10 protein-coding genes are annotated in these 12,657 nt (G+C 45.5%); 3 read left to right on the top strand and 7 right to left on the bottom strand.

Annotated features, from left to right (window positions below):
- The first annotated feature begins 119 nt into the window (after positions 1 to 119).
- The gene (locus EWU21_RS07715; RefSeq protein WP_130896238.1) at positions 120 to 779 is read left to right on the top strand and encodes a hypothetical protein; all 660 of its coding nucleotides are present in this window, start codon (positions 120 to 122) and stop codon (positions 777 to 779) included.
- Here the strand turns inward: EWU21_RS07715 and EWU21_RS07720 are convergent.
- From EWU21_RS07720 to rsmA, 4 genes are read right to left on the bottom strand one after another with little or no spacing between them, the layout of a single operon-like run.
- Positions 776 to 1,102: a nucleotide pyrophosphohydrolase gene (locus EWU21_RS07720; RefSeq protein WP_130896239.1), complete on the bottom strand. Its 327-nt coding sequence runs from the start codon at positions 1,100 to 1,102 to the stop codon at positions 776 to 778. The genes EWU21_RS07715 and EWU21_RS07720 overlap by 4 nt on opposite strands.
- Before the next feature lie 2 nt (positions 1,103 to 1,104).
- Positions 1,105 to 1,554 carry a D-aminoacyl-tRNA deacylase gene (dtd, locus tag EWU21_RS07725; RefSeq protein ID WP_130896240.1) on the bottom strand — a complete coding sequence of 150 codons (450 nt, stop codon included), beginning with the start codon at positions 1,552 to 1,554 and terminating at the stop codon, positions 1,105 to 1,107.
- Between the two features lie 2 nt (positions 1,555 to 1,556).
- Positions 1,557 to 2,933: a magnesium transporter gene (gene mgtE, locus EWU21_RS07730; protein ID WP_130896241.1), complete on the bottom strand. Its 1,377-nt coding sequence runs from the start codon at positions 2,931 to 2,933 to the stop codon at positions 1,557 to 1,559.
- A gap of 50 nt (positions 2,934 to 2,983) precedes the next feature.
- A complete protein-coding gene (gene rsmA / locus EWU21_RS07735; protein ID WP_130896242.1) occupies positions 2,984 to 3,766 on the bottom strand; it encodes a 16S rRNA (adenine(1518)-N(6)/adenine(1519)-N(6))-dimethyltransferase RsmA in 783 nt (260 codons plus the stop codon).
- Positions 3,767 to 3,838: 72 nt separating this feature from the next.
- Between rsmA and EWU21_RS07740 the strand changes: the two genes are divergently transcribed.
- The gene (locus EWU21_RS07740) at positions 3,839 to 7,006 is read left to right on the top strand and encodes a PAS domain S-box protein (protein ID WP_130896243.1); all 3,168 of its coding nucleotides are present in this window, start codon (positions 3,839 to 3,841) and stop codon (positions 7,004 to 7,006) included.
- A gap of 111 nt (positions 7,007 to 7,117) precedes the next feature.
- Positions 7,118 to 9,718 carry an ATP-dependent chaperone ClpB gene (clpB, locus tag EWU21_RS07745; RefSeq protein ID WP_130896244.1) on the top strand — a complete coding sequence of 867 codons (2,601 nt, stop codon included), beginning with the start codon at positions 7,118 to 7,120 and terminating at the stop codon, positions 9,716 to 9,718.
- Positions 9,719 to 9,881: 163 nt separating this feature from the next.
- Here the strand turns inward: clpB and EWU21_RS07750 are convergent, their stop codons facing one another.
- The 3 genes from EWU21_RS07750 to EWU21_RS07760 are packed head-to-tail and all read right to left on the bottom strand — an operon-like array spanning position 9,882 to position 12,652.
- Complete coding sequence (locus tag EWU21_RS07750) at positions 9,882 to 11,240, bottom strand: aldehyde dehydrogenase (NADP(+)) (protein WP_130896245.1); 1,359 nt, start codon at positions 11,238 to 11,240, stop codon at positions 9,882 to 9,884.
- Complete coding sequence (locus tag EWU21_RS07755) at positions 11,240 to 12,061, bottom strand: fumarylacetoacetate hydrolase family protein (RefSeq protein ID WP_130896246.1); 822 nt, start codon at positions 12,059 to 12,061, stop codon at positions 11,240 to 11,242. Before EWU21_RS07755 ends, EWU21_RS07750 begins: the two co-directional genes overlap by 1 nt.
- Before the next feature lie 6 nt (positions 12,062 to 12,067).
- Positions 12,068 to 12,652, bottom strand: a complete 585-nt coding sequence (locus tag EWU21_RS07760) for an IMPACT family protein (protein ID WP_130896247.1) — start codon at positions 12,650 to 12,652, stop codon at positions 12,068 to 12,070.
- Positions 12,653 to 12,657 lie beyond the last annotated feature (5 nt).

The raw sequence follows: 12,657 nt of genomic DNA on the forward strand, positions 1-12,657 counted from the left end.
TGCAGCATTTTAAAAACAAATATAGGCATTATTCGATAAACGTTAGGGACCTAATTTGGAATATTTCTAACTTGCTTCTGTCGGGAAGCTTCGCTAATTTTAACTATAATTCTGTAACCATGAAAAAAATTGTACTCCTTTTGTCATTGGCCGTTCTGGCTTCTTGTGGATCTAACGCTGAAGTCAGCGTTCCCACAGAGAACTTAAATGAAGTGTTGGCTTGCCTAGATGCGAAAGGCCTAATCGTCAAGTACGGTGCCAAATCAGTTATTTTGGATACCGCCATTATTACAGGAGATGATACATTAAGAGGCGCCATTATTTTTCCTGGTACGGCTAAGCAAGCCAATGTATTCTTTCATGAGGGTAAAATTTCCGATGTAAGTATTCAGGGCGAAAGTTCTGCTTGGAAAACGGCTTCTGGCTTGTATTTAGGTTTACCTCTTCAAGAGGTGGAGAAGTTGAATTCGAAAAACTTTACGATCTCAGGCTTTGGCTGGGCACACGGTGGTTCAGTCGTTTCTTGGGAGGGAGGGAAATTAGCAGGAGACAGCACCCTGACTCATCTGGTTTCATTTCGAAACAAACGCCAAATTATCTCCGTAGAAGAATTCAATAAAGTGTCTGGCGAGGCTGAATTTGATGTGCGTCATCCAGCTATTCAGCAAATGAATCCAGTCCTAGAGCAAATCACGATTTTGAAGCCTTACATTCCGTCAAAAGAAGAGGGGAAAGGTATCGCAAAGAAGATCGAATCCAGTCAAATGCCGGTTCACTAAGCTAATTTAGGGTTATTCTTGTGGCGGTCCGCATCACGTTCCGTCTTCTTTAAGAGGTTCTGTTTCAGAGCCTCTTCTAGGTTAATACCGGTTTGGTTTGCCAGACAAATTAATACGAAAAGCACATCAGCCATCTCATCACCTAAGTCCTTATTTTTATCTGATTCTTTCTCCGATTGTTCCCCGTAGCGACGCGCGATAATCCGAGCGACTTCGCCCACTTCCTCCGTTAACATCGCCATATTGGTTAGCTCGCTGAAATAGCGAACTCCAATGGTCTTAATCCACTCGTCTACTTGTTGTTGCGCGTTTGAAATCGTCATAATTAGGGGTTTTTAGAGTCGATGATGATAGTTACAGGTCCGTCGTTTGTCAAGTTGATTTGCATATCGGCACCGAAGACGCCGGTTTGTATGTTTTGGCCTAGTTTGTCTGACAAGGTTTTAATCATCAGCTCATATAGCGGAATGGCTTGTTCAGGTTTGGCGGATTCCAAAAAGCTAGGGCGATTCCCCTTGCGAGTCGCCGCATAAAGCGTAAATTGACTCACTAATAAGAGCTCGCCTTGAATGGCCTGTAAATCCAAATTCATTTTTCCCTCTTCATCGGAGAATATACGTAATCCTGCGATTTTGCCCGCTAAATAAGCCACATCTTCCGGCGTGTCATCCACGTGGATGCCTAGTAAAACGACAAAACCCTGTTGAATAGAGGCCTGCAATGCATTATCGATTTGCAAAGTAGCTTGACTTACGCGTTGAATAACGGCAATCATAATTACAAGAGTAGGTAGACGATCATGAAATAGACCCCATAGCCTAGAATGTCGTTCGTCGTCGTGATAAAGGGACCACTCGCCACTGCTGGATTAATCTTTAATTGATTTAATACCAAGGGGGTTATGGTACCCATTAGACTAGCCAGCATTACCACCGCGAAAAGTGAGATGGAAACGGTCATGGATAACATGATTTGGCCTGAATCCACCAATAAAGAACAACCGAAAGCAAATATCGCCGCGATTAATGCATTAATGAGGGCGACTAATAACACTTTCTGAAGACGTTTCCATAACGTAGTATCTAAACCGCTTTTGTCTGCTAATGACTGAACGATTAAGGAAGAAGATTGAATTCCTACATTACCACCGGTCGAACCAATCAAGGGAATGAAGGCAGAAATGGCAGGTAAAACGGAGATGGTATCGTCGAAACGATCAATGATTTTGGCAGCCAAAAAACTACCCACCATACCACCAATCAACCAAGGCAGACGAGAACGCACTAATAACCACACGGAGTCATCTTCTTCCACGTCTTCCGAGATACCGGCCATGACCTGAATATCTTCTTGTGCGGATTCTGTGATGAAATCGACCACGTCATCGATGGTGATGCGACCTAATAATCGGCCTTGAATATTAACCACCGGAATGGCCTCTAAGTCGTATTTCTGCATTAAATCGGCTACTTCCTCGCCGGAGGCATAGGTCTGAACCGAAACAATTTCATCATCCTCATACACGTCCGCGATCTTAGAACCACGCTTCGCTAAAATGATTTTCTTTAAGGAAACGGTGCCTAATAACTTCCCATCGTCGTCGATCACGTATACCGAATAGACTTTCTCCACGTCTTCCGCCTGTTTGCGGATCTCTTCGACACATTCGGTCACGGTTTGAGAGATGTTGATCTTGATTAACTCTTTCTGCATTAGACCACCTGCGCAGTCTTCGTCGTAATGCATTAAATCGATGATGAAACGTGCCTGTTCGCGGTCTTTCAGGAGTGCGATCACTTCCTCACGTACTTTGACAGGTTGTTCATTCAGGATATCTACTGCGTCATCGGAATCGATTACGTTGATATAGGCGGCAATTTCCTTAGAGGTAAAGTGCTTTAAGAATTTTTTGCGGTCATCTGCGTCTAGGGTTGAGATGATTTCGGCGGCGATTTTCGTGTCAATTAATAGCACCAAATATTTTGCCTCTTCCGTCGTTAACTCGATTAAAATGCTGGTGATGTCCGCTGGGAAAAGCTCATCTAGTTTCAATAAAATCTCCTCATTCGCCTGATTTTCGATTAACAAGCGAATGTCCTCTATGAACTCTTTGGTTAGTTCAAACGGAAGGTGATTTGGGTTAACTTCTTCCATGATGTGAGGGATTTTAGATGAAACAGCGCAAATTAGTAAAAATAGATCGATTAAGCGCCTAGGTAGCCATTATCTTTCCATAAAATCGTTAACTCGGTGAACTCCGCTACGCCTAGTTGTTCTGCGCGTTTGCTGAGTAAGGGATGTTCAGGTAATTGCAAGGCTCTGAGGGCATTACGCAAAGTCTTGCGACGTTGGTTAAAGGCCATCTTTACTAAAGACTTGAATTTAGCTGGATCGCATTCTAGTTTTTTGTCCCAGTTCCGTACGAGTCGAATGACGCCGGAGTTAACTTTAGGGGGTGGAGTAAAAACCTCGGGTCCTAAACTGAACAAGTACTCAATATCGTAGAAGGCCTGTAATAAGACACTCAAAATCCCGTAATCCTTGTTGCCTGGTTTTGCCGCGAGGCGCACCGCCACTTCTTTTTGGAGCATGCCTACCACCTCGATGCATTGGTCTTTGTATTCCAAAATGCGGAAGAAGATCTGCGTCGAAATGAAATAGGGGAAGTTGCCTACGATGGCGAATTTTTCATCGCCGAAAATGTTCTCTAACGGATAACGCAAGAAATCGCCGTCGATTAAGCGCGGCCCGGTAAATTCTAAATAGTTCTTACGTAAGTAGTCCACAGACTCTTTGTCGATTTCGATGAGGGAGGTTTCGTATTCGGTTTTTTTGACCAAAAACTGTGTCAACACACCCATCCCCGGCCCAATCTCCAATACTTTCGTATAGGCTCCAGCAGGCTGCAAGCCATCTACGATGCGCTTTGCCGCGTCTAAATCATTTAAAAAATGTTGTCCTAAACTCTTTTTTGCTCTTACTTGCACCGGGTCTCTGGGGTTTAAGGAGTAAAATTAAGCCCTTTTTTGTACATTTAAACAAAATTTTCGATTTAAGGCATGGAGGACAAGCAGGCCCTGATTAAAACATTGGATTCCCTGAAGCTTTTTGGCATCGTTATGGCGCTCGATGGCACCATCTCGCATGCGAATGCCTACACGCATCAATTGCTAGGCTACAAGCCGGGGGAATTAAATGGAATGGACTTCTTTTCTACCCTTGTTCCAGATGGCGAAAGTGAAATACGAAGAACCTCTTTTGACAAAGCGATCCAGACCGGTGGTCTATTCGAAGAACGCGAACGGAATTACAAAACGAAATCAGGGGCCATCAAATGGGTAGAAGTGGCTTCTACCGTCGTGAGCGATAATTTCCTGAGTATCATAGGGGAGGACGTTAGCGAGAAGAAGAAAGTGTCCGAGGCCCTTTCTCGCTCGAATGCCCAATTACAAGACTTAATTAACAATACGACTGACCTGATCCAAATCACCGGGGTGACCGGTCGATTCCTGTTCGTAAACCGTGCCTGGTTAGAAACCATGGGGTATACCGAGGAGGAAGCTAAAGATTTAAAGATTCAGGATGTACTGCATCCCGAGTTTGCACACCAGACACAAGCGCAATTCGATGCGTTATCGAAAGGGGAGGACATTCCAGAATTTACGGCCGTTTTTAGACGAAAAGACGGGCGTCGTCTGTACGTTTCTGGTTCAGTGACTTGCCGTTTCGAAAGAGGCGTGCCTACTGCTTATCGCTGTATTTTGCACAATTCTACGGCAAAAGTACGTGCCGAGCGCGCGAATAAATTATTCTCTTCTATTTCTCAGGTAGCCATTAACTCCTCGAATCTGGATGATCTCTTTGTGAACATACACAAACAATTAGGCGAGGTGATCGACGTGAAGAACTTCTTCATCGCGCAATACGATCCGGGGAAGAGCTATATTTATTTCCCTTACTACATCGATGAGTACTTTAATTCCCGTGTGCACTTTACGAAGCGCCGACTTGGGAATGGCTTGACGGAATATGCCTTGATGGCGAATAAGCCTTTGATCTTGCACGATGATGAGATCCATCAGTTAGCGGCAGAGAAGAAGATTTACTTGTATGGGGTGGTTCCCAAAGTTATGCTCTGTGTTCCCCTCCGCATCGGTGATCGGGTGACGGGTATCATTGGAGTAAAGTCCTATGAGCGGGCGAACAAGTACGAGAACCGAGATTTAGAGTTATTGGACTTTATTTCGGGGCAAGTGGCGATTGCGATTTCGAGGAAGCAGGCGGAAGAGGCTTTGGCCAGAGAAACCGCACGTTTGAATTCCATCTTCGAAAGTTCGTCTCACCTCATGTGGTCTGTGAATAAACGCTTACTATTGATGAGCTTTAACCACGACTATGCGGACTTATTGCAACAAGAACTGGGGATTACGCCACAATTGAATTTCAGCTCGGAGACGATGGGATTCAAGATGATGGCGCCGGAGGAGCGCAAAGCGATGGAGGAGCATTATAAACAAGCGTTTAGAGGCACGAAACAGCACTTTGAGCTTTGTCTGAAGAAGAAAGACGGGACGGATCGCTGGTTAGAGATTTATTTGAATCCCATTTTAGATCAGGGCATTATTTCCGAAGTTTCGGGTATCGCTCGGGATATCACGGATATCAAGAAGTACCAAACCGAACTGGTGGAAGCCCGCGAACAAGCGGAGCACTCGCTTAAAGTGAAGGAACAGTTTTTAGCGAATATGTCGCACGAAATCCGGACACCTATGAATGGGGTGATTGGGATGGTGGATTTGTTGTGTGATACACCATTAGAGGAAGAACAACGGGATTATTTACAAACGATTCGTAAGTCATCGGAGACGCTGTTACATATTTTGAATGATATTTTGGATTTGGCCAAAATCGAAGCTGGTAAAATGGTCTTACATCCAACGGATATTCTGTTAGAGGATGTTTTTGATCGCTTGATGGCTTTATTTACGCCATTAGCACATCAGAAAGGGAATAAAGTCTCGTATAAACTAGATGATAAAGTGCCCGCTTATGTGAAGGCTGATGAGACGCGCCTATTACAGATTCTTTCGAATCTTACATCGAATGCCCTGAAGTTTACAGAGAATGGTTCCGTTTTCATTACGGTAAAGCCGCTTTCCGTGACTCCTGAATGGGCAGAATTAGAAGTCCGAGTTTCGGATACGGGGATTGGTATCAGTCCTACGAATTTAGAAAAACTCTTTAACGCTTTCCAGCAAGTCGATAATTCCACTTCCAAGAACTACGGCGGCACCGGATTAGGTTTAGCGATTTCGCGTGAATTCTGTAAGATGATGGACGGTGATATCGGGGTGGAGTCAGTGGAGGGAAAGGGAAGTACGTTCTGGTTTACGATTAAACTCGCGATAGGGGATTCTTCTCTAGCGGCCAAAACGAAGAAAGACGAGAATCTTTCCATTTCAGGGACTTTGCATTCTGTACATGCGCGGGTCTTGTTAGTGGACGATAATGCCACGAATCGCAAGGTGGCAAGTCAGATTTTGATGAAGGCGGGTTGTGAGGTTTTAATGGCCTCCAGCGGCCAGGAAGCCATTGATATTTTGCAAAAAGACGCGAATTTTGATTTGGTCTTGATGGATATCCAAATGCCAGAGATGGATGGGATGGAAACAACGCGTCGCCTGAAAGCATTGAATCTAGCCGCTTTACCACCTATCGTGGCGATGACGGCCTATGCGATGAAAGAAGATCGAGAGCGCTTCTTGGCAGCAGGCATGGATGATTATTTGGCCAAACCGATACGCGCGCAGCAAATCATTGCCATGGTGTCGCGCTGGGTGTCCGAGGGACATGGCGTCATTCAGGAGGCTTTATTGAACACCGATTTTGTGGTCGACGAAGAAGTTTTAGCCTCGCTTTCGGATGCAGTAGGTGGAGATCCGGCTTTCGTGCAAAGTATGTTAGAAGAGTTTATTGTGGAGGCCAAAGAGCAGATTACGGCTGCTATTTCTGCCCACGCTTCCGGTAGTTGCAAAGGAGTCCAATCCGAACTGCATACCTTGAAAGGAAATTCAGGAACTTTAGGTGCCGCACAAGTGCATTCGATCTGTGAAAAGATCGAGTTGAAGGCCAAAGTCTGTGATTTCACCCAATTCGCCACCGAGATCGTCGATCTGCAAATTGCTTTAAAGAATTTTGAAGACGCGATAAAAACCAAATTTGCCTAATATGCGCCATTTTGGCGTATTTTTCTTTTTCGTTTCGCGAAATGTTTGCCATTTTTTCCGATTTTATCGATTGGGTTTTGATTTGCTAGATAGGGGCAAAACCTAGCCGATATGAACCCCAATAATTACACCTCACAAGCTGGACTTATTATTCAAAACGCGATGGAAATCGCGAGCCAGAATGGTCAGCAAGCTATTGAAACGGGGCATCTTTTGCAAGCCATCTTGCAAGACGACACCCAAACATCCGCCTTTCTTTTAAAGAAGAATGGCGTGTCTGTTCCACAGATTCAAGATAAATTACAAAGCATCCTTTCTTCTTACCCGAAAGTATCAGGCGCTCAACCCTACGCGAGCAATGCCTTGCAGCAGGTTTTGACGAAAGCGGAGGCTTTGAAAACTGAATTTGGCGATTCGTATGTCAGCGTAGAGATTTTATTTCTCGCTCTAATTGAATCCAAAGATGCCGTTTCGGACCTATTAAAGTCCTTGGGCATCAACAAAGTAAATTTTAAGAAATCCATCACAGAATTAAGAGGAAATAGAAAAGTGAACGATCCACATGCAGAAGGTACTTACCAGTCTTTGGAAAAATACGGTAAGAATTTAAATGAATTAGCTAAGGCCGGAAAAATCGATCCGGTCATCGGACGTGACGAAGAAATTCGCCGAGTCTTGCAGATATTATCCCGCAGAACGAAAAACAATCCCATACTTTTAGGGGAACCGGGCGTAGGTAAAACCGCTATTGTAGAAGGTCTAGCCCAACGTATCGTCTCTGGAGACGTGCCTGAAAACTTGAAATCCAAGATCGTGATGTCGCTCGATATGGGACTTTTAGTCGCGGGGGCCAAGTACAAAGGGGAATTTGAGGAGCGTTTAAAGGCGGTCATCAAAGAAGTAACGGACTCCGACGGAGAAATCGTTTTATTCATCGATGAGATCCACACCTTGATCGGTGCAGGCGGCGGAGGCGAAGGAGCGATGGATGCGGCGAACTTATTAAAACCAGCCTTAGCGCGTGGGGAACTGCATGCGATCGGTGCTACGACATTGAAAGAGTACCAAAAGTACATCGAGAAAGACAAAGCCCTCGAGCGTCGTTTCCAATCCGTTTTAGTGGAAGAACCGGATGTGGCAGATGCGATCTCCATTCTTCGCGGGATCAAGGATAAATATGAATTGCACCACGGGGTTCGAATCCAAGATGACGCGGTGATCGCGGCAGTAGAATTATCTAACCGCTACATCTCAGATCGTTTCTTGCCGGATAAGGCGATCGATTTGATGGATGAAGCGGCTGCCAAAATGCGCCTCGAAATCGACTCCGTACCGGAGGAAATCGATGACATCCAGCGCAAGATTATGCAGCTGGAGATCGAGCGCGAAGCGATTCGCCGCGAGAATAACAAAGAGAAGGAAACGATTTTATCACGCGATTTAGCGGATTTATCAGAGAAAAGAGATGCCTTGAAGGCCAAATGGCAGTCAGAGAAATCGGTGCTCGATGCGGTTCGTGCCGAAAAAGAGACGATTGATCGTTTAAAACTAGAGGCAGAACAAGCAGAACGCCAAGGCGATTACGGCAAGGTTGCCGAGATTCGCTACGGTCGTTTAGTCGAGTCAGAGCAGAAGTTAAAAGATATGCAGGCGCAGCCAGCGGGGGAGAACTCGATGTTGCAAGAGGAGGTGACGGCCGAAAACGTTGCCGAGGTGGTGGCGAAATGGACTGGAATTCCAGTGAGCCGCATGTTGCAAACGGAAGTGGAGAAATTATTGCATTTGGAAGATGAGCTGCACAAACGTGTGGCAGGTCAAGACCAAGCCATCGAAATGGTTTCTGATGCGGTGCGTCGTTCTCGTGCGGGATTACAAGATCCTAAGCGTCCAATCGGTTCGTTCATCTTCTTAGGTACGACGGGGGTGGGGAAGACGGAATTAGCCAAGACTTTGGCCTCCTACCTATTCAATGACGAGAACGCGATGATCCGCATCGACATGTCAGAATACCAAGAACGCCACGCGGTAAGCCGCTTAGTGGGAGCGCCTCCGGGATACGTGGGCTACGATGAGGGCGGACAGTTAACGGAAGCCGTACGTCGCAAACCTTACTCGGTTGTGTTGTTGGATGAGATCGAAAAGGCGCATCCAGACGTTTGGAACATCTTATTACAAGTATTAGACGAGGGTCGATTAACAGATAACAAGGGTCGCACCGCGAACTTTAAGAACACGATCATCATTATGACGTCTAACATCGGTAGCCACTTAATTCAAGAGAAAATGGCTCAGATGGAAGGCTGGAATAATGCCTTGATTTTAGAGGAGACCAAAGAAGAAGTAATGACATTACTGAAACAAGTAGTCCGTCCTGAATTCTTAAACCGTGTGGATGAGGTGGTGTTGTTCGAACCATTAACCTTAGAACATGCACGTAAAATTTTAGCGATCCAGTTTAAAGAGGTTCAAAAGCGTTTAGCAGAACAAAACATAACCTTGGAAGCATCAGAAGAAGCCTTGAATAAACTCGCAACTGATGGATATGATCCAAATTACGGTGGTCGTCCGATGAAACGTGTGCTTCAAAAAGCGGTGCTGAATGAATTGTCGAAGGCTATATTATCTGGCAAGATTCAGAAAGATTCAGCGGTGATGATGGAGTTGGATGCGAAGGGGGAGCTGAGTTTTGAAAACGTGGAGGTGGAAATTTAAGAGTAGAGAGAGGAGAGTAGAGAGTATAGATTTGGAATCAAAAAAGCGGCAATTGCCGCTTTTTTGATGTTTAGGATGTTGGCTGCTTCGCAGCTGAAACTGATAAATATTTCTGAATTTATCCCCGCAGGGGATTCCAACTTTATTCTTTGTGCTCTATGCTTTATAATCTGTTTTGCAAGCAAACCGTCCTCATAAACCGATAAATCGCCTGCGTTCCCACGCTCGTACTCCTCGAGTCTGTAGTAGCAGGATAAGGTCCTCCATGGACCATTGCGCCAGAAACTTCCACGCCTGTAGGGAAACCGTTGAATAATAGGCGGCCTACTTTTTGTAGTAAGGCATCGACTAATTCTTCTGAAATTTCAGCTTTGGTTCCGTGAATGGTGCCTGTTAACTGTCCGTCTATTGATTCAATAAACGTCAACATTTCTGCTTCATCTTCTACTAAAATTGCGACCGTGCATGGTCCAAAAACTTCTTCCAAAATAGCGTGATTGGCAGTAGCAGCCTCAGCCACAAATAAGGCAGGAGAAGGTAGCTCGCGCGAGGTTAATTGCTTAGCATGTTTTGCAAGGTTAGCAACGCCGGAAGCGTAGGCAGATGCAATTCCAGGCGTTAAGAAAGTGCCCAATGGTAATTTATCTAATTCAGTTGCTAGCAAATCAAGGAAAGATGCATCCTGCTTTTGAAGGATGATGAGGCCCGGATTTGTGCAGAATTGTCCCACGCCTAAGCAAACTGAACCAGCCAGTCCTGCTGCTAGGGCTGCTGGATTTTCGGCGATTTTGTTCGATAATAAAATCACAGGATTCACGCTACCCATTTCCGCATAAACAGGAATGGGATGAGGTCTGCGAACGGCTAAATCATATAATGCTTTCCCCCCTCGATAAGACCCTGTGAAACCTATTGCTTGTATTTCTGGGTGCTGCACTAAATGAGATCCTACCTCGTTCGAAGAGCCGTGAATCAAGGCGAAAACGCCAGCAGGTAAACCACAAGATGCGACTGCTTTAGAAATCGCTGAGCCTACTAATTCCCCTGTTTTGGGATGAGCTGGGTGTGCTTTGAAAACGACTGGGCATCCCGCAGCTAGGGCGGAAATCGTATCTCCACCTGCTACTGAAAAGGCTAATGGGAAGTTGCTTGCCCCGAAAACGGCCACAGGACCTAGCGGGATTTGGGTTTGAAATAGGTCCGGTTTAGGTAGCGGTGCACGATCTGGCTGAGCGGGATCATGGATTTCTTTTTTCCAAGCAGGATTAGAGATGAAGTCAGCGAAGGCTTGAATTTGGCCTGTGGTGCGACCTCTTTCTCCCGTAATGCGCGCTTCTGGGAGGTTAGATTCTGCGCAGGCGCTTTGGATTAATTCATCACCTAAGGCCATGATTTCGCGGGATATGGTTTCTAAGAAGGCAGCACGATTAACATCTGAAATCCGGCGATAAATAGGAAATGCGGCTTTTGCAGCGGCAATGGCTGAGTCGATTTCTGCAATCGAAGCGTCTGTATAATTCATTAGGCAACAGTTTGTATAAGGGTTCCAATAGGTTCAATGGTGATGTGGATGCTATCTCCGGATTGCAAGGTAAACGGCGGATCTGGGACGATGCAAGTACCTGTCATCAAATAGACGCCTGATGGAAAGGACATTTCGCGGGTTAAATAATCGACTAATTCAGCGTGTGAACGCTTCATTTGGGAGATTTCGGTGTCGCCCTGGAAAACGCTTTCGCCGTTTCGGATGATTTCCATCGCGATGATGGTTGTGGGTTCCAAAGGCTTTTCAGTCACTAACAAGCAAGGTCCTAGACCGGCGGCGGCGTCATAGACTTTGGCCTGTGGCAAATACAAAGGATTTTCCCCCTCGATATCCCTAGAACTCATGTCATTTCCGATACTGTAGCCGGCTAATTCTCCATGTTTATTGACAAAAAGTGTCAATTCCGGTTCTGGCACATTCCAAAAAGAATCCTTTCGAATCCGCACCTTTCCACCCGGCCCTACGGAACGCAAGCGATTACCTTTGTAGAATATTTCAGGCCTTTCGGCGTCATACACCTTGTCGTAAAAGGTATCTCCACCGGATTCTTTAGACTCTTCCATTCGTGCGACTTTGCTGCGCAAATAAGTCACGCCAGCCGCCCAAATTTCTTGCGAATCGATAGGGCAAAGTGGCGTTTCGGTTTTGGCCTCCTGAAAATCCAGAGAAGCGCAAAGTTGAAATAGCTGGGACTGGTTAATAAAGTCATCCCAATTTCCCGGAACCGAGCAAACCAGCCCTTGCTGATCCTGCACCTGAATTCCAGCCGAGGTTAAATAAATTTTATACGATTTCATAGGTTATCATAGGTTATCAAGCGAGGCATCAATCTCTGCCGCGTGGCGAGATGCATACGTCAATTCATAGGTACAAAGATTATCAATTTCCTGATTTACTATCGTAATCGGGTGTTTTTTACAAATTTTCATCACTTCATTCATCTGCGCATAGGTGAACTGAATGCTACGTATTTTCATCGGCTCTTTCTCATAAATCTCCGCCTGATCTAGCGCATCGACTGCCCCTTCTTTATAGGCTTGAATGAGTCCAGGTACGCCTAGAAGAGTACCACCAAAATAACGAACCACAGCCACCAGTACATAATGCAGATTTTGAGAAAGAATAGTATTCAAAATGGGCTTCCCCGCACTTCCGGAGGGTTCTCCGTCGTCATAAGATCGCGCTTCCTCTGGGGTAAATCCGAGGCGATAGGCATAACAAATGTGGCGAGCTTTCGGATGTGCTTCTCTCAAGGAAGCTAGATGGCTTTTGATTTCTTCCAAATCTTTCACCGGATATGCCCAACTGATGAATTTACTTCCTTTATCTTTGTAAAGTCCTTCAGCTGGTTTTGCGATCGTGAGATAGGAGTCGGGTATCAATGACATAAGTA

The sequence above is a fragment of the Aquirufa antheringensis genome (genome assembly GCF_004307425.1).
GTDB lineage: Bacteria > Bacteroidota > Bacteroidia > Cytophagales > Spirosomataceae > Aquirufa > Aquirufa antheringensis.

What these genes read in the sequence shown, in the direction of transcription:
- EWU21_RS07715 (WP_130896238.1), top strand. Translation starts at nt 120, where the DNA reads ATGAAAAAAATTGTACTCCTTTTGTCATTGGCCGTTCTGGCTTCTTGT.
- EWU21_RS07720 (WP_130896239.1), bottom strand. Translation starts at nt 1,102, where the DNA reads ATGACGATTTCAAACGCGCAACAACAAGTAGACGAGTGGATTAAGACC.
- dtd (WP_130896240.1), bottom strand. Translation starts at nt 1,554, where the DNA reads ATGATTGCCGTTATTCAACGCGTAAGTCAAGCTACTTTGCAAATCGAT.
- mgtE (WP_130896241.1), bottom strand. Translation starts at nt 2,933, where the DNA reads ATGGAAGAAGTTAACCCAAATCACCTTCCGTTTGAACTAACCAAAGAG.
- EWU21_RS07740 (WP_130896243.1), top strand. Translation starts at nt 3,839, where the DNA reads ATGGAGGACAAGCAGGCCCTGATTAAAACATTGGATTCCCTGAAGCTT.
- clpB (WP_130896244.1), top strand. Translation starts at nt 7,118, where the DNA reads ATGAACCCCAATAATTACACCTCACAAGCTGGACTTATTATTCAAAAC.
- EWU21_RS07750 (WP_130896245.1), bottom strand. Translation starts at nt 11,240, where the DNA reads ATGAATTATACAGACGCTTCGATTGCAGAAATCGACTCAGCCATTGCC.
- EWU21_RS07755 (WP_130896246.1), bottom strand. Translation starts at nt 12,061, where the DNA reads ATGAAATCGTATAAAATTTATTTAACCTCGGCTGGAATTCAGGTGCAG.
- EWU21_RS07760 (WP_130896247.1), bottom strand. Translation starts at nt 12,652, where the DNA reads ATGTCATTGATACCCGACTCCTATCTCACGATCGCAAAACCAGCTGAA.